The sequence below is a fragment of the Nesterenkonia haasae genome (genome assembly GCF_010119385.1).
GTDB lineage: Bacteria > Actinomycetota > Actinomycetes > Actinomycetales > Micrococcaceae > Nesterenkonia > Nesterenkonia haasae.
The window spans coordinates 1-23,537 of record NZ_VFIE01000026.1 but is presented as its reverse complement, the minus strand read 5'-3'; the positions used below and the strand labels follow the sequence as shown (position 1 = coordinate 23,537).

At 60.7% G+C, this 23,537-nt stretch carries 20 protein-coding genes, 3 tRNA genes, 1 rRNA gene and 1 riboswitch; of the genes, 8 read left to right on the top strand and 16 right to left on the bottom strand.

All coding sequences use genetic code 11. The features are described from left to right. Positions 1 to 29: 29 nt before the first annotated feature. The gene (groL, locus tag FH975_RS13390; RefSeq protein ID WP_153078448.1) at positions 30 to 1,676 is read right to left on the bottom strand and encodes a chaperonin GroEL; all 1,647 of its coding nucleotides are present in this window, start codon (positions 1,674 to 1,676) and stop codon (positions 30 to 32) included. Positions 1,677 to 1,955: 279 nt separating this feature from the next. Continuing rightward, positions 1,956 to 2,594 (bottom strand): LytR C-terminal domain-containing protein, encoded by a 639-nt coding sequence (locus FH975_RS13385; protein WP_162321787.1) that lies wholly within the window; start codon positions 2,592 to 2,594, stop codon positions 1,956 to 1,958. A gap of 84 nt (positions 2,595 to 2,678) precedes the next feature. On the opposite strand from FH975_RS13385, the gene FH975_RS13380 reads away from it, so the two are divergent. Continuing rightward, a complete protein-coding gene (locus FH975_RS13380) occupies positions 2,679 to 3,377 on the top strand; it encodes a uracil-DNA glycosylase (RefSeq protein ID WP_328821896.1) in 699 nt (232 codons plus the stop codon). Between the two features lie 46 nt (positions 3,378 to 3,423). On the opposite strand, the gene FH975_RS13375 is transcribed toward FH975_RS13380, so the two are convergent. The 4 genes from FH975_RS13375 to FH975_RS13360 all read right to left on the bottom strand — a co-directional run bounded on the left by FH975_RS13375 (position 3,424) and on the right by FH975_RS13360 (position 7,060). Next, complete coding sequence (locus tag FH975_RS13375; RefSeq protein ID WP_162321785.1) at positions 3,424 to 5,418, bottom strand: threonine/serine exporter family protein; 1,995 nt, start codon at positions 5,416 to 5,418, stop codon at positions 3,424 to 3,426. 114 nt (positions 5,419 to 5,532) lie between these two features. Continuing rightward, positions 5,533 to 5,606: transfer RNA gene (locus FH975_RS13370), tRNA-Val, on the bottom strand. Positions 5,607 to 5,649: 43 nt separating this feature from the next. Beyond that, a complete protein-coding gene (locus tag FH975_RS13365; protein ID WP_162321784.1) occupies positions 5,650 to 6,339 on the bottom strand; it encodes an SDR family oxidoreductase in 690 nt (229 codons plus the stop codon). Between the two features lie 34 nt (positions 6,340 to 6,373). Next, entirely contained in the window at positions 6,374 to 7,060 is a 687-nt protein-coding gene (locus tag FH975_RS13360; RefSeq protein ID WP_162321783.1) for a TenA family protein, read from the bottom strand. Further along, positions 7,055 to 7,167, bottom strand: a riboswitch (TPP riboswitch). It overlaps the preceding gene by 6 nt. Before the next feature lie 287 nt (positions 7,168 to 7,454). Between FH975_RS13360 and FH975_RS13355 the strand changes: the two genes are divergently transcribed. After that, positions 7,455 to 8,318 (top strand): alpha/beta hydrolase, encoded by an 864-nt coding sequence (locus tag FH975_RS13355; protein ID WP_162321858.1) that lies wholly within the window; start codon positions 7,455 to 7,457, stop codon positions 8,316 to 8,318. 16 nt (positions 8,319 to 8,334) lie between these two features. Here FH975_RS13355 and FH975_RS13350 read toward each other — a convergent pair whose 3' ends face one another. From FH975_RS13350 to FH975_RS13335, 4 genes are all read right to left on the bottom strand, one after another. Continuing rightward, a complete protein-coding gene (locus FH975_RS13350; protein ID WP_162321857.1) occupies positions 8,335 to 9,822 on the bottom strand; it encodes a DHA2 family efflux MFS transporter permease subunit in 1,488 nt (495 codons plus the stop codon). A gap of 171 nt (positions 9,823 to 9,993) precedes the next feature. Next, positions 9,994 to 10,066, bottom strand: a tRNA-Thr gene (locus FH975_RS13345). A 73-nt stretch (positions 10,067 to 10,139) separates the two neighbouring features. Beyond that, entirely contained in the window at positions 10,140 to 11,501 is a 1,362-nt protein-coding gene (locus FH975_RS13340) for a heparan-alpha-glucosaminide N-acetyltransferase domain-containing protein (RefSeq protein WP_162321782.1), read from the bottom strand. A gap of 189 nt (positions 11,502 to 11,690) precedes the next feature. Then, complete coding sequence (locus FH975_RS13335; RefSeq protein WP_162321781.1) at positions 11,691 to 12,617, bottom strand: DsbA family protein; 927 nt, start codon at positions 12,615 to 12,617, stop codon at positions 11,691 to 11,693. 115 nt (positions 12,618 to 12,732) lie between these two features. Here FH975_RS13335 and FH975_RS13330 point away from each other — a divergent pair, with 115 nt between their 5' ends. The 3 genes from FH975_RS13330 to FH975_RS13320 all read left to right on the top strand — a co-directional run bounded on the left by FH975_RS13330 (position 12,733) and on the right by FH975_RS13320 (position 16,515). Next, positions 12,733 to 14,244 (top strand): alpha,alpha-trehalose-phosphate synthase (UDP-forming), encoded by a 1,512-nt coding sequence (locus tag FH975_RS13330; RefSeq protein ID WP_153078463.1) that lies wholly within the window; start codon positions 12,733 to 12,735, stop codon positions 14,242 to 14,244. 115 nt (positions 14,245 to 14,359) lie between these two features. Further along, complete coding sequence (otsB, locus tag FH975_RS13325; protein WP_162321780.1) at positions 14,360 to 15,136, top strand: trehalose-phosphatase; 777 nt, start codon at positions 14,360 to 14,362, stop codon at positions 15,134 to 15,136. Between the two features lie 56 nt (positions 15,137 to 15,192). Then, entirely contained in the window at positions 15,193 to 16,515 is a 1,323-nt protein-coding gene (locus tag FH975_RS13320; protein ID WP_162321779.1) for a DUF4032 domain-containing protein, read from the top strand. Here the strand turns inward: FH975_RS13320 and ctlX are convergent. Further along, positions 16,477 to 17,481 (bottom strand): citrulline utilization hydrolase CtlX, encoded by a 1,005-nt coding sequence (ctlX, locus tag FH975_RS13315; protein WP_162321778.1) that lies wholly within the window; start codon positions 17,479 to 17,481, stop codon positions 16,477 to 16,479. The two genes, FH975_RS13320 and ctlX, sit on opposite strands and share 39 nt — an antisense overlap. 2 nt (positions 17,482 to 17,483) lie before the next feature. Further along, positions 17,484 to 18,512: an ornithine cyclodeaminase gene (locus tag FH975_RS13310; RefSeq protein ID WP_162321777.1), complete on the bottom strand. Its 1,029-nt coding sequence runs from the start codon at positions 18,510 to 18,512 to the stop codon at positions 17,484 to 17,486. Positions 18,513 to 18,645: 133 nt separating this feature from the next. On the opposite strand from FH975_RS13310, the gene FH975_RS13305 reads away from it, so the two are divergent. Beyond that, positions 18,646 to 19,077 carry an Lrp/AsnC family transcriptional regulator gene (locus FH975_RS13305; protein ID WP_153078468.1) on the top strand — a complete coding sequence of 144 codons (432 nt, stop codon included), beginning with the start codon at positions 18,646 to 18,648 and terminating at the stop codon, positions 19,075 to 19,077. Between the two features lie 26 nt (positions 19,078 to 19,103). Here the strand turns inward: FH975_RS13305 and FH975_RS13300 are convergent, their stop codons facing one another. Further along, complete coding sequence (locus FH975_RS13300; RefSeq protein WP_162321776.1) at positions 19,104 to 19,889, bottom strand: IclR family transcriptional regulator; 786 nt, start codon at positions 19,887 to 19,889, stop codon at positions 19,104 to 19,106. Positions 19,890 to 19,959: 70 nt separating this feature from the next. Here FH975_RS13300 and aceB point away from each other — a divergent pair, with 70 nt between their 5' ends. Next, positions 19,960 to 21,564 carry a malate synthase A gene (aceB, locus tag FH975_RS13295; RefSeq protein WP_162321775.1) on the top strand — a complete coding sequence of 535 codons (1,605 nt, stop codon included), beginning with the start codon at positions 19,960 to 19,962 and terminating at the stop codon, positions 21,562 to 21,564. Positions 21,565 to 21,572: 8 nt separating this feature from the next. Here the strand turns inward: aceB and FH975_RS13290 are convergent, their stop codons facing one another. Beyond that, entirely contained in the window at positions 21,573 to 22,223 is a 651-nt protein-coding gene (locus FH975_RS13290) for a hypothetical protein (protein WP_162321774.1), read from the bottom strand. Positions 22,224 to 22,289: 66 nt separating this feature from the next. Here FH975_RS13290 and FH975_RS13285 point away from each other — a divergent pair, with 66 nt between their 5' ends. Beyond that, the gene (locus FH975_RS13285; protein ID WP_162321773.1) at positions 22,290 to 23,033 is read left to right on the top strand and encodes a hypothetical protein; all 744 of its coding nucleotides are present in this window, start codon (positions 22,290 to 22,292) and stop codon (positions 23,031 to 23,033) included. Positions 23,034 to 23,097: 64 nt separating this feature from the next. Here FH975_RS13285 and FH975_RS13280 read toward each other — a convergent pair. Together FH975_RS13280 and rrf are read right to left on the bottom strand one after the other, a co-directional pair. Further along, positions 23,098 to 23,174: transfer RNA gene (locus tag FH975_RS13280), tRNA-Pro, on the bottom strand. Between the two features lie 122 nt (positions 23,175 to 23,296). Further along, positions 23,297 to 23,413, bottom strand: a 5S ribosomal RNA gene (gene rrf, locus FH975_RS13275). Between the last annotated feature and the right edge of the window lie 124 nt (positions 23,414 to 23,537).

Here is a 23,537-nt window from a genome sequence, read left to right as displayed (position 1 = left end):
GCCTGCGGGTTTTTCTCACGGGAAGGGGGTTACATCATGCCGCCCATGCCACCCATTCCGCCCATCTCGTCCATGCCACCTGCACCGCCGCCGGCTGGCTGCGGCTCCGGCTTGTCGGCAACAACTGCCTCGGTGGTCAGGAACAGGCTAGCGATCGATGCTGCGTTCTGCAGAGCCGAACGAGTAACCTTGACCGGATCGGCGACTCCGGCTTCGAGCAGGTCTTCGTACTCGCCAGTTGCTGCGTTCAGTCCGTGGCCGATGGGAAGTGACCGGACCTTCTCGGCGACCACACCAGCTTCCAGACCTGCGTTGACAGCAATCTGCTTCAGGGGCGCCTCGACGGCGAACTTTACGATGTTCGCGCCAGTTGCCTCATCACCCTCAAGAGAGAGCGACTGGAACGCACGAGCGCCAGCCTGAATGAGCGAGACGCCACCGCCGGCGACGATTCCCTCGTCCACGGCGGCCTTGGCGTTGCGCACTGCGTCTTCGATGCGGTGCTTGCGCTCCTTCAGCTCCACTTCGGTCGCCGCGCCAGCCTTGATGACCGCCACGCCGCCGGCCAGTTTGGCCAACCGCTCCTGCAGCTTTTCACGGTCGTAGTCGGAGTCGGTGTTCTGGATCTCCGCCTTGATCTGGTTGACGCGACCGGTGATCTCGTCCGCACTTCCTGCGCCTTCAACAATCGTGGTCTCGTCCTTGGTGACGACAACCTTCCGGGCAGTGCCCAGCAGGTCGAGAGTCGCGTTCTCCAGGGAAAGGCCAACTTCCTCGGCGATGACCTGACCGCCGGTGAGGATAGCAATGTCAGCAAGCATGGCCTTGCGACGGTCGCCGAACCCGGGCGCCTTGACGGCTACAGACTTGAAGGTGCCCTTGAGCTTGTTGACTACCAGGGCTGCGAGGGCTTCGCCTTCTACATCCTCTGCGATGACCAGCAGCGGTTTGCCTGACTGCATGACCTTCTCCAGGATGCCGATGACATCCTTGACGGAGGAGATCTTCGAGTTGGCGATGAGGATATAGGGATCCTCCAGCACGGATTCCTGACGCTCAGCGTCAGTAACGAAGTAACCGGAGAGGTATCCCTTATCGAAGCGCATACCCTCGGTGAGCTCCAGCTCCAACCCGAAGGTGTTGGACTCCTCGACGGTGATCACACCTTCTTTGCCGACCTTGTCGAGGGCCTGAGCGATCAGCTGACCAATCTGCGGATCAGCAGCAGAAATCGAGGCAGTAGCCGCAATCTGTTCAGTTGTCTCGACTTCCTTGGCGGAGCTCAGCAGTTCCGTGGTCACGGCATCTACGGCCTTGTCGATACCCCGCTTGAGGGCCATCGGGTCAGCGCCTGCAGCTACGTTGCGCAGCCCCTCTTTGACGAGAGCCTGGGCGAGCACCGTTGCTGTGGTCGTACCGTCGCCTGCGACGTCATCAGTCTTCTTTGCGACCTCTTTGACCAGCTCGGCACCGATCTTCTCGAAGGGGTCCTCGAGCTCGATCTCTTTGGCGATAGAGACGCCATCATTAGTGATGGTTGGCGCGCCCCATGATTTTTCGAGCACAACGTTTCGGCCGCGGGGGCCCAAGGTGACCTTGACGGCGTCAGCGAGACTGTTCAGGCCTCGCTCGAGGCCGCGGCGGGCCTCTTCGTCGAATGCAATGGTCTTAGCCATATCGGCACATGTCCTTCCTGGACGTGAGTAGATTCGGACGGTATTAGCGTCTGGGTCCCTGATACCAGAAACCCGTGCAAACGCGGCAGCGTTTGTGCGGGCCACGTCAGGGACGGACCTTGTCAGATGCCCGCGACGGACGGCCCACGCCCGGGTGTCACTCCAGGCGCCAGAAGGGCCTCATCTGATGGGTTCGTCTTAGCAGTCTCAACACGAGAGTGCTAAGACAATTTTTAGCACTCTGTGGCTGAGAGTGCAAGAAAGGTGGGTTCTCCCGACTTACTGGTATTCGGGTCCGACGACCACCACGATGGTGGCCCAGCTCTCATCTTGGGACACCGTGTCGATGCCGAGTTCTGCGGCAATTGCTTCGGCCAATTCCTGTTGATCCTGGCTGGGGTACATGACTAAGGGAGTATTGGGGGTTCCCCAGTTGGCGAAGTCCCAGTCGATCGACTGCTGCACATCGAGTCCGAGATCCTCAAGCTCTGAGCTGAGCTGCCCGGCCGAGCCGTCTGGGGCACCAGCGTTGACCGCGCGGACCGGAAATTCTTCACTGAGTCCATCGGCAGGCTGGTCTTCACCGTTTTCGCCCTCGTCCCCATTTTCGTCGGTTTCACCGTCTTCGCCGTTGCCGTCGGCCTCGTCTTCACCGTTCTCTTCACCGGTGTCAGCATCGTCCTGGGTTTCCTGCTCCTCGGCAGTTGGGGCACCCTCGTCCTCATCAGCGTCCCTGGTAACGAACCAGCCGACAGCGACGATCACGACCACCGCGACCACCAGCAGACCGATCCACTTCAGCATTCCTGAGGATGCAGCAGCGGCTGCGGGGGCCGCACCGGGGGCGCGGTGCTTACCAACTTCGTCCTGCCGGTAGGGCTGAACCTCGTCGAACTCGTCATGGGGGAACTGGCTCATGCCCCCATACTACGGGCGAGGCGGTGCTGGCAGCGGAATATCCGCACACTGTCAGCACCAGTGCGTCGTCTACGCTGGGGTGGTGTGAGCGTCTTTGAGAACTTAGTCGACCCGCTAGACCCGGGCTGGGAACACGCCCTGGCCCCGGCCGAGCCGCAGTTCGCGGCGGTTGCCGAAGAGCTTAAGCAGCGCCGATCCCAAGGTGAGCAGATCCTTCCCGCGCCCGGCGACGTGTTGCGCGCCTTCCGTCAACCCTTTGACGAGGTCCGAGTATTGGTGATCGGCCAAGATCCCTACCCCACGCCGGGGCACCCCATCGGAATGTCTTTCGCGGTCGCAGCAGATGTCAGACCACTTCCCAGGTCTCTGGCCAATATCTTCAAGGAGCTCCAGAGCGATGTTGGTATTGCGCCCAGCGCGCACGGGGACCTCACACACTGGGCTCGTCAGGGGGTGCTGATGCTCAACCGTGTGCTCACTGTCCAGGCAGGGGAACCGGCCTCCCACCGAGGCATCGGCTGGGAGGCCGTCACTGAGACCGCTGTGCGGGCGCTGGCTGAGTCCGGAAGGCCGCTGGTCTCAATCCTCTGGGGCGCCCAGGCGCGGCAGCTGCAGCCGATCCTCAATGCCGGTTCGCACACCGAGGTCATCGTGTCACCGCATCCATCGCCGCTGTCCGCATCGCGCGGCTTCTTTGGGTCACGGCCCTTCAGCCGGACCAATGAGGCGCTCCATCGGCTGGGGGCCGAGCCGATTGACTGGAAGCTGCCGCAGTCTGAGTAAAAGGACGCGCCTTGAGCGAGGGTGGGCGTGGCGTAAGTGTGGTGCTCTAGCGCCGCCGCGCATTGGATCGCTCGTTGGACTGCATCCTCGAGGTGAAGCGCCGCATGACGACGTCGCCCAGCACGATTCCTGCGGCGATAGCCATAATGATGATCAGCGCGTTGAACAGTTCAAACAGCCCGCCCATCATGGACCCGGCCGAATTCTCAATCGCGATCTGATACATGCCGCGGAAGACCATCAGGCCTGGGAGCATGAACATCATCGCTGGAACCGCCACCACCAACTGTGGGGCCCCCAACCGCAGCGCGACCACCCGGCCAAGTGCGCCTACGACGAAACCTCCAATGACCGGTGTGAAGCGGTCGCCGAGACCGGTCAACTCCCCCATATAGAGCGCGCAGAATCCCAAGGCAGCCACGGCCCCGGTGGGAAGGATGAGGCCGGGGCGGGTTTGCTCCACAATCGCGGAGGCACACCCGGCAAAGAACACCAGGATGATGAGCGCCGGGGCCGGATAGAGGCGCGTCATTCCCTGGGCTAACTCGGTCTGCACAATCCCCAACAAATCTGCACTGACGACTGCCGCCATAATGCCGGCTGTCATTCCCGCAAACGCAATCATGGTCGAGACCAACCGACCGGCAGCTGTCATCGGAAATCCATTGATCGCATCTTGGATCGCGCCGACGATCCGCACACTTGGGAGCAGAATCATCAATCCGCCTGCTGTGACCATGGATGGGGTGATATCAGCATCGAGCCAGAAAGCGATCATTGCGAACGCCGAAGCAGCGAAGCCTCCGGCCGCGAGCGCGAAGAACTCCGGAACCCGCCAGGTCGTCAGTGTCCGGGTCGTCCACATGACCAGCAGGGTCGCCGCGAAGCCCGCGGCGGCATCCAAGATCGGGGCCCCGAGGTAGCTCGCGAAGAGACTGGCGAACATGGCACCGCACACCGTCACCATCCACCGTGGGTACGGCTTGGGCTGACGGGTGATGTCCTTCAGCTCAGCCTCCGCCTCTGACCGGGTCAACCGTCCAGAGGTGACATCGGCGACAAGCCGGTGCACTGCCGAGAGAGCTTGGAAGTTCTGCGACCAGGAACGGACGACTCGCACCCGGGAGTAGGGGATCTTCGACTCGGGCGCCCAGTTGAGGCTGATGGACTGGTTGGTGATGTCTACGTCAGTGTTCTTCATCCCAAACGCCGCAGTGACAGCGATGATCGAGGTCTCAACCTCAAGCGCACCGGCACCATAACGGAACAGGGCCTCCCCGAGGTCGAGGACGAAACTCATGGTCTCCAATTCGTCGAGACCCTCGTGGAGCTCCCCTTGAACGGTGTGCTGAAACGGAGTGCCCTGGAGCCGGTCGATAATGGACTGCTCGCCAGTCTTGGGGCGTTCGGTCTGCATGATCTTGTTGAAGACGTACTGCGGGTTGACCCGGCGGTCGAAGACGGTGCTCTTCAGGATCGTGGAAGCCTTGCCGCCTGGCTTAATCTTGGGCCTGAGCCATGAGGGCCGCAGCACTGACCCGCGTCGCATCGGTTCTGTGCCGTTGACCTGCGGAATCGGTGAGGACGGACCTGTGATCGGCAGGTCGATAGGACCAGTCGGAGCCGGAGGGCGCACTGGGGATCCGCGCCCCACAACGGGCATCGCAGAGGTTGCCGTAGGCGGTTCTCTCGTGTCAGCAAGAGTGAAGTCATCGGAGTAGGCGTGGCGAGTGGATTCGGCTTCTTCGGCGACAGCTTGCTGTTCGGCGCGTGCGGCGGCCTCGGCGTCGTATTCTTCCCACTCGAGGTACGTCTCTTCCCCGGCAGCAGCCCATGACGCGGCGATTGAGCCAGTCAGGTTCTTCATGAAGCCTTCATCCTGCTCCTCTGGCTCAGGCTCAGAGGGCCGGACTACGGGAATCATGCTGGTGTCAGTCAGAGGTTCAGAAATGACAGGGTCAATAGGGGCAGTGCGGTGAACTGCGTCGTCGTCGTGCTCCCGCTGCGCGGACTCTTGTGCACGCACTCCTCGCTCCGGCATTCAACCTCCCGCAGACAAGACAATCACAAATAGGCCCGCCAAGGCGGGCTACGCACGATAATGGAAAACTTGCAGCCTGAGAGTCAGCCTGCAAGGGGCAGAGTGCCCCGTTCGTGGATCTGAATGGACTCGAACCATCGACCTCACGCGTGTGAAGCGTGCGCTCTAACCAACTGAGCTACAGATCCGGAAACCTCAGAATCTTAGCACTCGGAGAGCACCTGACCCAACTCAATGGATGGCGTCAGCGATCGGGGTTTCCCCATCGAAGAAATTGACGGTCTGCTGGCGCGCAACGTCAGCAGAGAGTGCATAGGTGATGACCTCCGCGACGTTCTCCCGCGAAGTCGATGTGGACTCTGGGGTGCCTTGGGCGCTGCCCGTTGCCGCACCGTTAGCGTCAACGGTGGTGATCTTGCCGCTGGCAGGCTCATTGGTGAGCCCACCGGGTCCGAGAATGGTGTAGTCCAATGCGGATCCACGGAGATGATTGTCTGCGTGGTGCTTAGCCGCCGCGTAGGGGTAGAAGGAGCTCTCGGGGTCCAGGTTATGGATATCTACCTCGGAGCGGACATAGGAAACCATGACATAGCGGGGAACGCCTGCCTGTGCTGCCGCATCCATCGTGCGAATAGCAGCGTCTTGATCCACCGCTTTGGTCCGTGCCGGGTTCCCACCACCGGCACCAGCGGAGAAGACCACGGCCGAGGACCCGGCGAATGCATCAGCCAGGGTCTCGGTGTCGGAGTTCTCTACATCCAGCACCACGGGGGAGGCTCCCGTTGCGGCAACGTCCTCCGCCTGATCGGGGTTGCGAATCAGCGACTCGACGGAGAAGCCAGCTTCTACGAGCTTAGGGGCAGCCAATAGGGCGATTTTTCCGTGCCCACCGACAATGACAACTTTTCTTTGATCAGCCATACCCTGCTTAACACCGAAGCAGGAAGACTATTCCTCAATGGGCCAGCGGTCTCCCCTGGTCAGCGGCTCCCAAGTCAAGACCCATCTGCCAGAAGGCTGATTCCATGCGTGTGGCAGTAGCGAAGGTTTCGGCGACTTCGCTGAACCGAGCCTCTGGGAGGAAGCGTTCACCGAGGGCGTCGATGGCAGCTGTAGCCTCGGCCGCCAACTGCTGGGACTCTTCGGAGGAGTACTCAGCTATCCACTCGGCGTAGGGGTGGTCCGGATTGGCCTCCAGCGTCGGTCTGAGCCGAGCGCCGATCTCCGCGTAGCCCACTACGCACGGAGACAGCGCAACGTGAAGATCGAGCAGGTCACCCCGCATACCGGTGTCGAGCACGTACCGGGTGTAGGCCACGGTCGCCGGGTGTTCGGGCGTAGCCTCCATCTGCTCACGGCTGATTCCCCATGCCGCACAGAGCCGGACGTGTAATTCCGTTTCCTCGACCGAAGCGTTGAGCCCCCGCAATCCTTGCGTGATGTCGGCAAGTGTGCGCCCCTTGTAGGCGGCCAGAGCATATGCGCGGGCGAACTGGATGAGGAAGAGGTAGTCCTGGATGAGGTAGTTTCGAAATGCTGCCTCCGGCAGGGTCCCGTCTTCCAGTTGGCGGAGGAAACTGTGACCGGTGTACGCCGACCATTCGGGCTCGGCGGCAGTCTTCAGACGGTCAAACAGCGTCATGCGGTGTTCCTTTCCCTACGGCGGTATCAGCCGCGTCAGGTTCATAGGGTCCCGCGCAGTGCACGGCGCGATCTCAGTTCCCCTTGGGAACTCCCCTTGGACAGTCCTGACGGTATCAAAGTGCTCGCTGGACGTGATCCTGATCGCATAGCGAACACGTTTCCCCTGATCAGAGCACGACGCCGCCGACCCACCCCGAGGCGCCTTTAAATTGCGTAACTTCTGTGTTGCTTAATCCGTGAAGCCCAGGGTAATCTAGGGACACTTGGGTGCGACACAGCGAGAGAGACAACTCGCTGAGAGGGGACCAGCTCGGTGCGGGCTGGTCCCCTCTTCTTTTGCCGACGTGAAACAGTGCAGCATGGTGTCCTGGCAGATCAGCGATCATGGTCTTATGGCACGTGATGATCAGGCTCAGAACCCCCGGCGGCGTGGCCGGAAACTCGTTCTCGGGGCGGCTACCATCCTGTCGGTCGTGAGTGTGGTGCTAGCACTGGTGTGGGCCTTCCAGCGCTCTCTGATCTACTTCCCAGACACTGCGGAGGTACCAGCGGCCTCCAGCGCCCTTCCAGGCGGGGAAGACCTAACCCTCAGGACCTCCGACGGGCTCGACCTGGAGGCCTGGTTCGCCCCGGCCTCCCCCGAGGCTGAAGCCCGAGACTTCGCAGTGCTGATGACTCCCGGGAACGCGGGAAACCGTGAATCACGGGCTGGTCTGGCCAGACATCTGCAGGAGGAGGGATTCGCAGTACTCCTGCTGGACTATCGCGGCTACAGCACGAATCCGGGCAGCCCGAGCGAGGAAGGCCTGGTCCGTGATGGGTTGGCGGCTGTTGACGCCCTGGAGACCCAGGGCTATCCGCCAGAGCGCACCATTTACTACGGAGAGTCCATCGGCGGCGGCGTGATAGCAGCACTGTTGACCGAACGCCCGCCTGCCGCGGCAGCATTCCGCTCTCCGTTCACCGAACTCGCCGACGTGGGCAGCGAGCACTACCCGTGGCTTCCCGTGAGCACCATCCTCAGGGACGAGTTCCCTGTGACGACGCACCTCAGTCAGTCCCAGGTCCCGATCTCGGTGATCCGAGCGGAGCACGACTCGGTGGTGCCAGCGCAGCTCAGCGCCGAAGTGGCATCCACGGCTCCACATCTCGTCGAGGAACGGATCGTCGAGAATGCCGACCACAACGACCCGGTCATGTTCGGTCCGGAGGTGGCAGCGGTGGTGGCTCGTCTTGCGGAGTCGGTCGACTCCTGAGCGGAGCTGTGCGGGTTTATTTGACCGCGGAAGCGGGTGAGTTCGCGGGGCCGGCGTCGCTTTCTTCAGGAGGCGTCGCGCGCAGCGTCATGCCGAGTAGCAGTGTTCCTACGCTCAACACGGCAGCACAGCGGAACGCTAGGCGGAATCCGTCCAGTGCGGCCTGGTCAGGGGCAGCTCCATCTGCGGCAGACATGGCAGCGCCGATGCCTACTAGAGCCACCAACGCTGCAGTACCAATGGCTGCCGCCAACTGCTGAAGTGTATTGAGCACTGCAGATCCATGAGAATACAGCGGTTGCGGCAGCGGGTTCATGGCTGTCGTAAACGCCGGAGTGAATAGCAGGGCCAACCCACCGGACAGCACCAGGTGCAAGGTCAACACCATCCACAACTCAGTCTCCGGTCGCAGCAGGCTCATGCAGAACAGTGCGATGATCAGGATCGATGCCCCTGGAATCACCAGCGGCTTCGGGCCCACCCGGTCGTATATTCGGCCTACGAAGGGTGCCATAAACGCCATCAGCAAGCCTCCGGGGAGCATGAGAAGACCGGTCGCCAGGGTGTCGAGACCGCGCACTGATTGCAGGAACAGCGGCAACAGAATCAGCGCGCCGAACAGCGCGACCATCATCATCAGCATCATCATCAGGCTGCGCGTGAACATGGCGTACTTGAAGGGCTTCAGGCTCAGCAGCGCTGACTCGGTCCGCTGCAGGCGCACCTGCAGCAGGGCGAAAGCGACCAGGCAGATGATGCCCACGATGAGAACCACAACGGCCACCGGGTCCACTCCAGGGCCATCGGCTGCAGCCTCGACGTCCTCTGTGCCGTGCCCGCCGCCGATCTGACTGATGCCGTAGACCAGACCGCCGAAGCCGGGCACTGCCAGCAGAAGCGACGGTACGCTGATGCGCTTGCCCACCACGCCCGGTTCAGTGTTCAGCCGTGGCCGACCGAGGAACAGAGCAATGAGCGCGATGGGCAGAATGGTCAGAAACAGCCACCGCCACTCGGCGAAGTGCAGAATGAAGCCGGAGAGCGCAGGGCCAGTTGCCGGGGCCACTGAAATGACGATGGCGATATTTCCCATCACCACACCTCGGCGCCGCAGCGGCACTAGAGTCAGCACGGTGGTCATCAGCAGGGGCAGCATGATGGCCGTGCCGGCGGCCTGGACCACGCGTCCAGCGACCAGGAAGCTGAAACCCGGGGCCGCAGCGCTCAGCGCGGTGCCGGTAATGAACAGGATCATGGCTGCAGTGAAAACGCTTCGCAGACTGAAGCGGCCAATAATGAAGCCCGTGGTAGGAATGACCACAGCAAGAGTCAGCATGAATGCCGTCGTCAGCCACTGGACAGTAGTCTCAGCGACCTGAAATTGCTCCATGAGCGGGGTCAGTGCCACATTCATGATGGTCTCGTTGAGGATCATGACGAAAGCGGCCACCAGCAGGGCCCCGATAGTGAGCTTATCCGCAGTCGGCATCCGGCTGTCGTCCATCACCAACGGGCTGTTGTCAGCAGCAGATTTTCCGGGCGCGCGGGCCCCTGACGTGGATTCCACGGAATACTCCTCGAGGCACAGAGCATGCAGTGCCCATAATCAGATAAAGAGTCAGTGAGGAAAAGCCCCACAGAGAAGTGGCCTAGCAGGTACCCACTCCAGGCTCCGAGCCCCCTCCCGGGTTCGAACCGAGGACCTACTGTTTACAAGACAGTTGCTCTACCAGCTGAGCTAAGGAGGCGTGGGCTGCATCCTCAAGGCGCAGCGCCGACACAGTAGTCTAACGCCGAGTCAGCCATTCTGACCAACTGGCCTCACAGACGCGCCACGACGTCGTGCCGTCCCGAATTCACCAGCCGCGCTGAACACCATCCCGTGAGCCGTTCCAACGGCCCACGGCCGGCTAGGATCGCCCAGGCAGCGCAGCCGATCAACAGGCCTACGGTTATACCCCAGAACAGGCCCGTGCCTTCTGTCCATCCACCCGGACCCAGCATGATCCAGATGATGACGACATGGGCCGAATAGGCAGTCAGCGGCATGGAACCGACCGCTGCGAGCGGTAGGAGGACGTGGCGCAAAGCCTGCCGAGTCAGCGCCAAGAGCCCGACGAGCGCCATGGCCAGCCCGCCTGATCCCAAAATCTCCATAGTGCCTCCTGAATGGGGGCTTCCACTCATGAGCGCGGAGAGCATCGTCAGCCCTGGGCTTGCGACACTGATCTCCTCGATGTAGGTGGCCCACCCATTACTGCCGGAGTCTTCGAAGGAATCGACGAAGCTCTTCTCTTCAAAATCTCCATCCGGATAGCAGGAGATGAAATCATCGCCATAGTCCTCACAGACCAGCCCGTTGAGGTTGACCTCGGCACCGGGGGTGAGTGTGATGTCTTCGTATTTCTCCAGGGACCCCGAGGAATCCTCCCAGGCTGTTTCTTCCGCCGCGTTCCACACAGCGCCCGCCGCGGTACCGAGCACGCAGAGCCCGACGCCGACCGCCGCCGTGAGTGCCGCGACTTTCCTCCGGTTCAGGTCCAAACGCCCGAGCGCCAGTCCAGCCACCATCAGCGCAGTCCACACCACGATCGAGTATGTGCCTCCCAGCACGAAGGCCATCCCATCGCCCCCGCCGAAGGGGGATAGGGCCTGCATTCCCGCGGCAACTGCGGGCCCTGCGACGGCAAGTGCCCCCGCCCAGATGAGGAGGCTCCGGATTCGCATACCGATGAACACAATGGACACGGCGTACACAACACCGAAGAACGTGAGAATGACCGCCACGCTGGTACCCAGCAGTTCCAGAACCAGCCCCATGAGGAATATGACCAGACCGCGGCCGAGCAGTCCGAGCCGCAGCGGAGTGAGCTCAGCGCCGGCCGGCACCCGTGAACGTCCGGTCATCAGCGCGATTGAGATGCCAGCCAGGAGCGCGAAGAGGATGGAGGACCGACCCGAGGCGATTTCTGGCCACGTCGTCGGGTCATTCCAGACCATTCCGCCGTAGACGTCGAGGGTGTGCGCCGCGACCATGCCGATCACGGCTAGGCCTCTGGCGATGTCGAGGGCGACAATCCGTGGTGGCTGGCCGAAACTGCGCACTCTATTCCACACTGTGGACTTAGTCGTGATTTTTGGCTGAGGCGTCAGAGGTGCCTCAGGGGCGAGAGATGTTGCCATGGCTCGTCATTGTCCATTCTGCGCGCGAGCCAGGACCGGTGCGGCACCCTACGGCCGCGCCGACACTCGAAGAGAGTTAGCTCGAGAGGATATCCCAGGCCCAATGGGTCCTGAGGGACAACATCATAAGCCTCTGCTCAGCGAGAAAGTGGCCGACTCCATCACCGGTTGGCTGCAGTGCGCGGCAGACTACTCGTCCTCGGCGGCGTCGTCCTCTTCAACGTCTGCGTCCTCAACGTCTTCAACGTCGTCTTCTACCTCATCGACGACTTGTTCCCCGGTCTCGTCCTGGTACTCCTGAACCGCGGCCAGAATCACCTCACCGGTGTTCATGATGTCTTCGACCTGCTCACCGTCAACAAAGATGGACGGGGTAGCCGTCACACTGTTTGCGCTCGCCAGATCAGTTGTGTAGCTGACGAATGCACGGTAGTCGCCGTCCTCCACACAGTCGGAGATGTCCACTCCGTAGTCATTCTGGGCACGAGCTGCGAGCTCATCGTTGGAATACTCCGCGCCCTGTGCCCGCTCAGCCGTGACCGAACCGAGGAACGACAAGTAGTTCTCAGGGTGATCTTCTGCCATGCAGGCGAACGCGTTTGCCGCGCGCGCCGAGTACGCCATGGGCTGGAACTGCACTGAGCGGTACTCCAACGTGATGGCACCAGCGTCGACCCACTCGGTAAGCATCTGATGGTAAGCCGATTCGAAACTGCCGCAGCCCGGGCACGCAGCATCGGTGTAGATCAGGACATGTGGCGGTTCACCTTCCTCGCGAGGCTCCACCCCAACGGGCATGTCTTCCGGCGATTCGGCAGCCGGGACATCTCCGATGTCTTCCGCGTCGACCGTGCCGATATCCTCGCCTTCGACCAACTCGAAGGAAGAGGTCAGCACGAAGCCACCCTGCTCGTTGGCGGCTGCCGGTGCTGGTCCTTCGGTGTAGCTTCCGTTATCGCCACGGTTGACGACCCAGAGAGTCAGACCCACAACGACGGCCACGGCGACGACTACTACGCCAATGCGCAGCAGCAGGGACTGCATCTTCTGCTTGCGCTCCTGCTCCTGCTGAAGTTTGCGAGCTTGCTCGCGCGCGCTGACGCCGTTTCGTGCCATAGGGGAACTCCGTAAAAACGCTGTCTGAGACTGAGGACAATAGATACCAGGATACCGCGTGTGCCGAACCGCTCAGGGTAGGGTGAAACAAAGAATCGAAAGGGACGGATGCGCGATGACAGAGACTACCGAGAAGGACCAACACCGGACCGGATATGACTTTGTGGTGGTCGCCAACCGCCTCGCCGTCAACCGGGTCACCGCTAGTGATGGTTCCATAGGATGGCAGCGTTCACCGGGTGGGCTCGTGACTGCTCTGGCTCCGATCATGTCCAGCTCCGGCGGCGCATGGGTCGGTTGGCACGGTGCCCCGGATGAGACGCTGGAGCCGTTCGATCACGACAGCATGCACCTTCATCCGGTGCCGCTGAGTGAGCAGGAGGTCGAGGACTTCTATGAAGGGTTCTCCAACGGCACGCTGTGGCCGCTGTACCACGATGTGATCGCTCGGCCTTTGTTTCACCGCCACTGGTGGGACGCCTATAAGCGAGTCAATCAGCGGTTCGCGGAGGCTACCGCGCTTGTTGCAGCTGAGAATGCGACCGTTTGGGTCCAGGACTACCAACTGCAGTTGGTCCCGCAGATGCTGCGCGACATCCGCCCGGATGTGAAGATCGGGTTTTTCAATCACATCCCATTCCCGCCTCCAGGACTTTTCGCGCAACTGCCCTGGCGCCATTCGGTGATGAAAGGCCTCCTCGGCGCAGACCTAATCGGCTTCCAGCGAGAGTCGGATGCCAAGAACTTTCAGCGCGCAGTGCGTGCCCGGCTGGGCTTCTACATCAAGTCCGACCGGGTCTACGTCCCCTTGGAGGCCGACGCCGCGGCACCGCTGGAAGGGTTCACCGCCGACCCTGCCCGCGGCACCGCCCCGCGGCAGCTCTCAGCCCCCGCTGAGGGGACCTACCGCGGTTCGGAGGCAACGGCCTTCCCCATCTCGATCGACACCGACCGGATTGTGGAGCTCTCGAACGACCCCAAGATCATTGCCCGCGCTGCGCAGATTCGAGCCGAGCTCGGCAACCCGGAGATAATCTTCCTGGGCGTGGACCGGCTGGACTACACCAAAGGCATCCGCCACCGCATGAAGGCCTATGAGGAGTTGCTGCAACAGGGCAAGCTTCAGGTCGGGACTCACACCATGGTGCAGATCGCCTCCCCTTCACGTGAAGGCGTGGAGTCGTACCAGCGGCTGCGCGATGAGATTGAGCTTGCGGTGGGCCGGATCAACGGTGAGTTCGACACCATGGGGCACACCGCGATTCGGTACCTGCACCACTCCTATCCCATTGAAGAGATGGTGGCGCTCTATCTGGCCGCTGACGTCATGCTGGTCACCGCTCTGCGCGATGGGATGAACCTGGTGGCCAAGGAGTATGTGGCAGCGCGTAAGGATGGCTCAGGGGTGCTGGTGTTGAGCGAATTCACCGGCGCCGCAGATCAGCTGCGGCAGGCGCTGCTGATCAATCCGCATGACATTGACGAACTCAAGGCCGCCATTGTGCAGGCCGCCGTATTGGACCAGGAGGATGTCCGCAAACGCATGCGTTCCCTCCGCCGCCAGGTGGTCAGCCACAATGTGCAGCGGTGGGCTGAGGAGTTCATGCACCGCCTACATCAGCTGTAGAACCGACTCTCAGCGCGCTAGGTGGCCGATTTCGCCGCTAAATTCTAGAATTTTGCCCCGTTGTGGCGGTGGATTCGGCCACTAGGCCGGTACGACGACGTGAATGGAGACTCACATGCCCCTTGCACCTGATTTGGATACCGCCCTGAGGGAGCTTTCCGCGCAGCATGCTCTGCTGGTGTGCTTGGACTTTGACGGTTGCGTCGCCGAACTGGTCGCAGACGCCGACACAGCGCGACCTGTTCCGGCGAACGCTGAGGCCATCAGCCGGTTGGCCGTGCTGAGCGGAGTCACCCTTGCCTACGTTTCTGGGCGGCCCCTTCAGGCGTTGCGCAGCCTCGCCGAACCGCCAGCCGAGGCTCTTCTGTTCGGCTCTCATGGAGCGGAACGTTGGCTGGGTCCTGACTCGGCAGGACTGGTACTCGATGATGCCCAAGCAGCCGCACGCCGAGAAGTTCTGCGAACCCTTGAGGCGGTAGCAGCTGAGCATGACGGAGCTTGGGTGGAACACAAACCAGCCGGCGGGGCCATCCACGTGCGCCGCATTCCGGACCTGACCTACGGCGAAGCAGTCCTGGACGAGGCACGCAGCGCACTCGCCATGGTCGACCAGGCACACATCAAAGAGGGCAAGCAGATCGTCGAAGCCGTAGTGATCCAGTCTTCCAAAGGAGAAGCCATCGAAGAGCTGCGCGAGCTCACCTCGCCAGATGCAGTGTTCTTCGCAGGCGACGACGTCACCGATGAGCACGGTTTTGCGGTACTGCGCGGCGGTGATGTGGGCGTCAAGGTAGGACCGGGCACAACCAAGGCGGACTTTCGCATCGACGAACCCGCAGATTTGGCGGAAGTTCTGAATCGTATCGTCGAGTGGAGAGTGCGCGCCGAGTAGTCACCGGGCACCTCTGACTCCGCACAACGCAGGCGCTTGCACCTAGACTTTGACCTATGAACCCCGTCTCCGGCTTGAGTCTCACCGCCTCGGGCACCATTCCGCAGGAACTGCTGGACCTTCCGTGGCATCTGCCGCTCATCAAATGGCCTGCCGATGTTCTCGCCGCCCTCCCCCGGGGCATTTCACGGCATATTGTGCGATTCGCCTACCTTGGCGGATCCGTGATCGCGATCAAGGAAACCTCCGAGCGTGCCGCCCGGCATGAGTACCGGATGCTGCGTCAGTTGGGCCGGCTGGGAGCCCCCTGTGTGAAACCCGTAGCCGAGGTCACAGGTCGCACGGACCCTGACGGGGAGCCTTTGTCCCCTGCCCTGGTGACCCGACACTTGCGCTTCTCATTGCCCTACCGTGCGGTCTTCAACCAGATGATGCGCAAGGACACCCTGCAACGGCTCATTGACGCCCAGGCGCTGCTGATGGTGGAGCTGCATCTGCTCGGGTTCTACTGGGGCGACGTCTCCTTGTCCAACACACTCTTCCGCCGCGACGCCGGCAATTTCAAGGCATATCTGGTGGACGCCGAGACCGGTGAGCTCCATCCGAAGCTCTCGGCGGGACAGCGTGAGTACGATCTGGAGATCGCCCAAATCAATATTGCTGGCGAGCTGATGGATTTGATGGAGGGTGGGTTCGTTGACGAAGATGTCGACGCACTGGCCACCAGCAGCCAGTTCATCGACTCTTACAGAGGCCTGTGGCAGGAACTGACCGGGGACACTGCGTTCAACCCTGACCAGCAGTGGCTCATGGAGGAGCGAATCAGACGCCTCAATGAGCTTGGTTTCGACGTCGAGGAGTATGACATCCGCTCGGCTCGCGATGAAGGTCACCTGTTACTTCGGCCCAAGGTGGTGGACCCTGGCCACCACCAGCGCCGCCTGATGGCCTTGACCGGGTTGGATGTCCAAGAGAATCAGGCACGTCGGCTCTTGGGCGCCATTGATGCGTATCGAGCTGCGACGGATCCTCATGGAGACGAAGCCGTGGCAGCGCATATGTGGACACAGCACGTATTCCAACCGCTTATCGGCAAAATCCCCCGGGACCTCCGGAACAAACTGGAGCCGGCAGAGATTATGCACCAGCTTTTGGACTACCGATGGCAGCTGTCGGAACGCGAAGGCAGAGATGTGCCTCTCGAGGAGGCGCTTTCCCCCTTCATCGACGAGGAGCTTCGCGGATACCGTGACGAAGCCGTTCTGATGGTGAATCCGCCCACAGATGTGATGAAGCAGATGGAGCTGGGCGTCAGCCCCTCAGCCACCGGGGAGGACGACTCAGCTCATGATGAGGACTCCTCCGCCTGGTATTCCTGATGGAACACTAACGTTTTGGCGACGCGGGGGTAGGTGGACTCCGGCAAGCATGCATCGCACCGAACCGCCGGAGGCCTCGATAGTGGACACGTCCACAGTCAGAATCCGGGAAGTACGTCTCATGGCTCGCACCTGGTCTGACCGCAGCGCCCCGTAGGCAGTAGTCGACATCACCAAGACAGGCCCCGAGTGGCCGGTCAGCTGCAGCACATTGCCCGCAAAGTGCCTGACCTGTGATTCGGTGAGTTCCACCACCACCTCACTTGAGGCGCTGAGCAGGCCCAGCACCCGATCACGGTCACTGCTGTCAGGGATCAGTCCGCTGCCGATCACAGAGACCGTCTCCCCCACGCTCATCATCACATTGGTGTGATAGATGGGCGTACCAGATGAATCCACCGCATCGAACAAAACCGGCTGAAGTCCAATTTCATCGCAGAAGCGCTGGAACAAACCTGGCGTCAGCCGATGCGACCGGCAACCGTAGGCCAGTTTGTTCCGGTGGTCGATCACCACTGAGCCGGTTCCTTCGAGGAACTCTCCGTGGTTCTCAGCCTCACTGAGATCTACGACATCACTAATTTCGAAACGGAGTCTCAGCAGGTCAACGACGTCGGATCTGCGCTCATGTCTGCGGTTCGGCACGAACATCGGGCACAGAACCACACGCCCGTCCGGGTGGGTCGTAAACCAATTGTTCGGAAAGACACTGTCCGGACTGAGCCCTGACTCATCCTCGACCAGCGACACGCCAATTCCTTCCGCGGCCAGCGCATCAGCCAACTGCGTCGACTCAGCGTAGGCGCGGCGCGCGGCCTGAGTCGCGTTCAGGGGGAGGCCATGTTGAAAAGCGTTGTCGGCTGCAGTATCCGGGTTGACCGAAAAATGGTGCGGACGCACCATCACCACATGAGCCGGAGCTTGCAGGGTAGAAACACTCGGGGCGGCCAACAGTTGAGGGCTCATGATTAGCTCACCGGTTTCATGGAATTGACCAGAGAGAACAGATCTTTGGGGTCTTCAGGATCAGCAACGAGGTCGATGTGGCTCTGCAGGTCCGTCCCAGCGGTCGCATCGCGCAGACAGCGAAGCGCTGAGAAGTCCGCGATCGCGAAACCTACAGAGTCAAAGACTGTGACCTCTCCTGCGGAGCGCCGTCCCTGTTCTTCTCCCGTCAGCACTTTCCAGAACTCCGTCACGGGAAAATCCGCAGCCATTTGCTGGATTTCTCCCTCGATACGGGTCTGCTCGGGGTACTCCACGAACACCCTGGACCGCTTGAGGATCTCCGCGTCCAGCTCCGTCTTACCAGGACAGTCTCCGCCCACTGCGTTGATATGGACCCCATCCTGCACCTGATCGTTGCGCAGGATTGTGTTGCGCGCCTTGTCCGCCGTGCAGGTGGTCACCACATCTGCGCCAAGAAGTGCCTCATCTATCGATCCGACAGCCACAATGTTGAAGCCGAGAGGCTGAAGATTCCGCCGGAGCTTCTCCACAGCTGCGTAATCGACGTCAAACACACGCAGGTGATCGATGCCCATGATTGCTCGGAAAGCCAAGGCCTGGAACTCCGCTTGGGACCCCGCTCCAATCATCGCCATCACTGCCGAGTCCGGGCGCGCCAGTCGACGAGCCACCATGGCTGAGGTTGCCGCAGTTCGCAGCGCGGTGAGCAGAGTCATCTCAGCTACGAATGTGGGATACCCATTGTCAACTTCGGCGAGCATCCCAAAGGCAGTGACAGTTTGAAACCCTCGAGCAGGGTTCGACGGGTGCCCATTGACGTACTTGAACGCGTACTCCTGATTGTCAGACGTCGGCATCAGCTCGATCACTCCGAAAGGTGTGTGACTGGCCACCCGCGGAATCTTGTCGAACGCCTCCCACCGGGAGAAGTCAGCTTCCAGATACTCGACCATCGCGGTCAGGATGTCTTCCACGCCGTCGCGCTGGATCCACCGGGTCATGCTTTTCACGTCTACGAACTGAGTCATTGCAGCGCTCCATCGTTGGCGGTTGAGGGTATACATCCAGCGTAAGGATTTCGATGTGCAAACGTAATTACCAATGCGAGCGATTTTTGCGAATATTGTAGTCAAAATGTCACAAGTGATTTAGCATCATGAGATGAAGAGACTCACAGACTTGGATCGAGCGCTGATTTCTGAGTTGCGGCGCGACGGACGCGCACCAGTGTCGAGCCTTGCGGATCGGCTAGGAGTTTCACGCGCCACGGTGACTAAGCGCATCGACAGGCTCACCGCAGAGGGGGTGATCGTCGGATTCAGTGTTCGGATCCGAGACCCGCGGGAGATCTCCGAAATCAGAGCCATCAGTCTCATTGAGCTTTTCGGTCGCGCGACGAGCCAGGTGATTGCCGAACTCCGCGGCTACCCCGAGATCACTGCGCTGCACACCACCAACGGCGCATGGGACATGGTCGCGGAGATTTCCTGTAGGGATCTACAAGAATTCGACGCGCTGCTGAGCCGCCTGCGCGGGGTGAAAGGGATCATGAACTCTGAGACGAGTCTGCTGCTGAGTTCCGTGGTCCGATGACGTAAGCCGGCGGCGTCGTTGTCCCTTCAGCGCCGGGCAAGCTTTCGGCCAATCTCCGCGGCGGTTCGATTCATCAATGGAACTGCGTGCCGGACGAAGGAATCATCCATACGCGCAGTGGGACCGGAGACTGAGAGCCCCATGCGGGTCGGGCCATGGGGAATGGAAACGGCCAGACATCGGACACCGAGCTCCTGCTCCTCGTCATCCAGTGCATACCTCTGGCGCGAAATAGTCGGCAACTGATCGATGAGCGCCTGGGGTTTGGTGAGAGTCTTCGATGTCATTGCTGGCATACCAGTGGAGGCCAGCACTTCTCGCACCCGCTGCTCATCCATGCTCGCGAGCATGGCTTTACCAACCCCTGTGGAGTGCATATAGGCCCTGCGTCCCACCTCGGTGAACATCCTCATCGAATGCGGCGAGGGCACCTGTGCAATGTAGACCACCATCTCGGACTCCATAGCAGCCATGTTCACACTTTCGCCGAGTTCGGAGACCAGCGACTGCATCTGCGGAATCGCCAATCCACCCAGCTGACGTGTGGCACTTTCACCGAGCGGGACGAGGTTGGCGCCCAGAGCGTATCGCTTATCGGGAAGCTGATGGACCACTCCCAGCCCCATCAGGGTATGCAGGAGCCGGTGCACGGTGGGGCCCGCGAGCCCGGAGGCCTCCTTCAGTTGACCAGCAGTGGCACTGCCATCGAACTGCACGAGGTCATCGAGGAGCCCAAAGGCACGCTCGATCACTTGAACCCGCTGAGGCTGGCGATGAGACGTTAAGTCCGTATCGCGGACTACTTCTTCCATACTGTGGATTCTATGGCATAGAAATGAGGGTAGTGGAACTCCCGTCACTATGACCCCCAAAGGAGCAACAATGGCCATTACCCTCAACCCGCCATACGAGGTCGGCGGCACCGACGTCATCCTCACGGAGGAGGCTCTTCGATTTGTGGAGGAGCTGCACGCCAGGTTCGCCGCCACTCGAGCTGAGCTGCTGAGTAAGCGCACTGTCGCGCAAGAACAGGCTGCACGGAGTGGAACCATGGACTTTCCAGCTGAAACTGCCCATGTGCGCAGTGGTGACTGGACCGTCGCTCAGCAGCCGGATAGCCTAGCGGACCGCCGGGTCGAGATCACGGGCCCTCCCGCACCGGCGAAGATGGCTATCAATGCTTTGAACTCGGGTGCAAAGGTGTGGTTGGCCTGCTTGGAAGATGCACTGTCTCCCTCCTGGCAGAATCTCATCGACGGTCAGAAGAATCTCTATGAAGCCGCTCGAGGCTCCCTCACATTCACCTCCGCGGAAGGCAAGCAATACTCTTTGCGTGAGGACGTTCCGCTGCCGGTGGTTGTGGTTCGTCCCCGAGGCTGGCATCTTCCAGAAAAGAACATTGCAATTGACGGTGAGCGAGCCGTCGGTGCGCTCGTCGACTTTGGTCTGCACTTTTTTCACAACGCCAAGGTGCTCAGTGAGAAGGGAACGGGGCCCTTCTACTATCTTCCAAAATTGGAACACTACTTGGAGGCGCGGCTGTGGAACGAGATCTTCACTTTCGCCGAGGAGCGACTGGGAGTGCCCCACGGGACAGTCCGGGCGACAGTTCTCATTGAGACGATCCCGGCCGCATTCCAAATGGATGAAATTCTCTACGAGCTCCGCGACCACGCTTCCGGTCTCAATGCGGGCCGTTGGGATTACCTCTTCAGCATCATCAAGTACTTCCGCGCCTCAGGGGCAGACTTTGTCCTGCCGGACCGCGCTCAAGTGTCCATGACCCAACCTTTTATGCGCAGCTACACTGAACTGCTGGTCAAGACCTGTCACCGGCGCGGCGCTTTCGCCATGGGTGGCATGGCGGCCTTCATCCCGAATCGACGTGAACCCGAGGTCACCGCCCGGGCCATAGAAAAAGTGCGTGAAGATAAGTCTCGCGAGGCTCAGGACGGATTCGATGGATCATGGGTGGCCCATCCCGATCTTGTTGAGCTCTGCTCCGAGGAGTTCAGCAAAGTGCTGGGCACTAAAGCGAACCAAATTGATCGGCAGCGAGACGACGTTGATGTCTCAGCCGCAGACCTTCTCAGTATTGGTGCAGCCCAGGGCGAGGTCACTGAGCATGGCGTGCGGATGAACCTGTATGTGGCCGTGTACTACACAGCGGTGTGGCTTTCTGGGAACGGGGCCGTGGCTATTCACAACCTGATGGAGGACGCCGCCACAGCGGAGATTTCACGATCACAGGTATGGCAGCAGATCCACAATGGGACCATCACCGCCGATACCGACGTTCCCGTCACCACTGAGCTGGTCGAGAAACTGTTGGTGGAGGAAGTCAACCGACTGCGCTCCGAGATCAATGACCCAGAGACATTCGGCAAATACTTTGAGCCTGCTGCTGACATTGTGAAGGAACTCGTGCTGAACACAGAGTCCTACGAGGAGTACCTGACTACTCCAGCCTACGAGATCCTTCGCTGAGCCGGCCGCTATAGACCTTCGTCTGTGAAGAGGCGCTCATCAGGATCGGTGAGCGCCTCTTCCAGCAGTGCCCGGTTGCTCTTCAACGACTGCAGGTCTTTCTTGACCACTTGATCACGAGTCCTAGCGACCGCTTCAGCAACGAGGTTGATCTGGGCCTTGAATTCTTCCGCATGGCGTGGTTTCGCTGAATCTGGCAGGTCCAGAAACAGATCCAGAGTCCGCGGCAGATGGCGCGAGATGGTGTGGAAAACCGCATCTTGCTGCTCCGGAACACGTTCGAGTGTTTCCCACCGGCTGACGATCTCTTCGAGTCCCACCACTGTCATCCTCAACTGGCCGTGGCTGGAGGGAGGGAGCTGCTGAGACTTAGTACGCACGGTAGATTCGATCGCGCGGAGCCTTTCTCTGAGCGACTCCTGCTGCGTCGTGAGCTCCGCTGTTTTACGTTGGAGACTGAGTTCCCGGCCGAACAGCATGCCGTAAGTGCCCCCAGCTGCGGCGCCGCCGACAACCGCACCGGCAGCAAATGCCCAGGGATTGGGCAGCATCAGGATCAGCAGGACCGCGAAGCCGATAATGAATGCAACCGCAGAGGCGGTGTATTTCAGGTTCTTCTGCTGCGGTCTGTCCTCGGGCGTGGGGCCTTCAAGTGTCACCACATAAGCTTATCTCTGAAACGTGGGCACCACCTTGGCACCCACCTTGGAGGAGGCACTGAACCGATGAATACGACAACTGCGGGTCAAATGGCTCGTCGAGTCTTCTTATGGGCGATGATTGTCTCCTTCTGTCTGGCAGCAGGCGCGGGCATCTTGGTGCTGCTCGGGCTCAGCTTCGATGAAACTGGCGGCCAGGTCCTCCTGACCACCGTGACGGTTGGCCTTCACAGCCTGGCCATGCTGTGCTGCGGAGCGGTGTTTGCCCGTCCATCACGTCTGGTCGGAATCTTTGGCACCGCAGTGTGCGTACTCAGCATGACCTGGAGCATAGTGATCATTTGGGCTGAATGGAGCGAATGGGAGCCGGTCCAAGTTCTCTTATCCGGTATCACTCTTGCAGTTGCTTTCAGCTTCGTGAGCTTGTTGCTCGCGTCGACAACCCACCGAGACAAGCTCATACAAGGACTGCTGTGGTCTGCGGTGGTATTGGTGGCCCTCGGGGCTCTGCTGACTCTGTCGCTCATCTGGGAACTCTGGTGGGAGAGCGAGGCGTTTGGCCGCTTCTATGGGATCGTTCTGATTCTGGCCGTACTCACGGGCGTGGTCGCCCCGCTTCTGTCTGCACTCCGGCATCGCGCAGCTCCCGACCAGGCCTTCCAGACCACAGCGACGGAAACAGAGCCCGACGCCTCCGCGGCCGGAGCGGCTCTGTCTCCAGAGATCGCGGCAGCCTTAGAAGATGAGGCCAGACGACAAGGAGTGACCGTGGACCAGCTGGTGGCACCTCTGCTGAAGAGTTCACGATAGGTCGGGGCAGGTGGCACCACTGTGCGCCGAATACGGACGAGAGTTCTAAGTACGGCCTTTTGTATGGTCGGGGTGACAGGATTTGAACCTGCGGCCTCGTCGTCCCGAACGACGCGCGCTACCAAGCTGCGCTACACCCCGTGATGGCAAATGCCAAGCGCTAATATTACCGTGCCGATACGGCTACGGGGAAATTGCCGCTTAACGCAACTAAGGCCTGAACTCGGCGCCATTGCTGAGTTCAGGCCTTAGTTCTATGTTGTGTCCGGCGGTGTCCTACTCTCCCACACCCTCCCGGGTGCAGTACCATCGGCGCTGTGGGTCTTAGCTTCCGGGTTCGGGATGGGACCGGGCGTTTCCCCCACGCTATGACCGCCGTAACCCTTTCAACCACACCCCCAAACCACCTGTTCTTCATACCAGGTACGGGGGTGGGTAAACCTATTTTGTGGTTACAACCAAACGTGCGTATTCAATTAACTAGTGGACATACGTTGTTGTTTC

Bases quoted from the DNA above. Each gene is read 5' to 3' on its own strand.
- groL (WP_153078448.1), bottom strand. From the start codon at position 1,676: ATGGCTAAGACCATTGCATTCGACGAAGAGGCCCGCCGCGGCCTCGAG.
- FH975_RS13385 (WP_162321787.1), bottom strand. From the start codon at position 2,594: ATGAGCCAGTTCCCCCATGACGAGTTCGACGAGGTTCAGCCCTACCGG.
- FH975_RS13375 (WP_162321785.1), bottom strand. From the start codon at position 5,418: ATGCCGGAGCGAGGAGTGCGTGCACAAGAGTCCGCGCAGCGGGAGCAC.
- FH975_RS13365 (WP_162321784.1), bottom strand. From the start codon at position 6,339: ATGGCTGATCAAAGAAAAGTTGTCATTGTCGGTGGGCACGGAAAAATC.
- FH975_RS13360 (WP_162321783.1), bottom strand. From the start codon at position 7,060: ATGACGCTGTTTGACCGTCTGAAGACTGCCGCCGAGCCCGAATGGTCG.
- FH975_RS13355 (WP_162321858.1), top strand. From the start codon at position 7,455: ATGGCACGTGATGATCAGGCTCAGAACCCCCGGCGGCGTGGCCGGAAA.
- FH975_RS13350 (WP_162321857.1), bottom strand. From the start codon at position 9,822: ATGGACGACAGCCGGATGCCGACTGCGGATAAGCTCACTATCGGGGCC.
- FH975_RS13340 (WP_162321782.1), bottom strand. From the start codon at position 11,501: ATGGCAACATCTCTCGCCCCTGAGGCACCTCTGACGCCTCAGCCAAAA.
- FH975_RS13335 (WP_162321781.1), bottom strand. From the start codon at position 12,617: ATGGCACGAAACGGCGTCAGCGCGCGCGAGCAAGCTCGCAAACTTCAG.
- FH975_RS13330 (WP_153078463.1), top strand. From the start codon at position 12,733: ATGACAGAGACTACCGAGAAGGACCAACACCGGACCGGATATGACTTT.
- otsB (WP_162321780.1), top strand. From the start codon at position 14,360: ATGCCCCTTGCACCTGATTTGGATACCGCCCTGAGGGAGCTTTCCGCG.
- FH975_RS13320 (WP_162321779.1), top strand. From the start codon at position 15,193: ATGAACCCCGTCTCCGGCTTGAGTCTCACCGCCTCGGGCACCATTCCG.
- ctlX (WP_162321778.1), bottom strand. From the start codon at position 17,481: ATGAGCCCTCAACTGTTGGCCGCCCCGAGTGTTTCTACCCTGCAAGCT.
- FH975_RS13310 (WP_162321777.1), bottom strand. From the start codon at position 18,512: ATGACTCAGTTCGTAGACGTGAAAAGCATGACCCGGTGGATCCAGCGC.
- FH975_RS13305 (WP_153078468.1), top strand. From the start codon at position 18,646: ATGAAGAGACTCACAGACTTGGATCGAGCGCTGATTTCTGAGTTGCGG.
- FH975_RS13300 (WP_162321776.1), bottom strand. From the start codon at position 19,889: ATGGAAGAAGTAGTCCGCGATACGGACTTAACGTCTCATCGCCAGCCT.
- aceB (WP_162321775.1), top strand. From the start codon at position 19,960: ATGGCCATTACCCTCAACCCGCCATACGAGGTCGGCGGCACCGACGTC.
- FH975_RS13285 (WP_162321773.1), top strand. From the start codon at position 22,290: ATGAATACGACAACTGCGGGTCAAATGGCTCGTCGAGTCTTCTTATGG.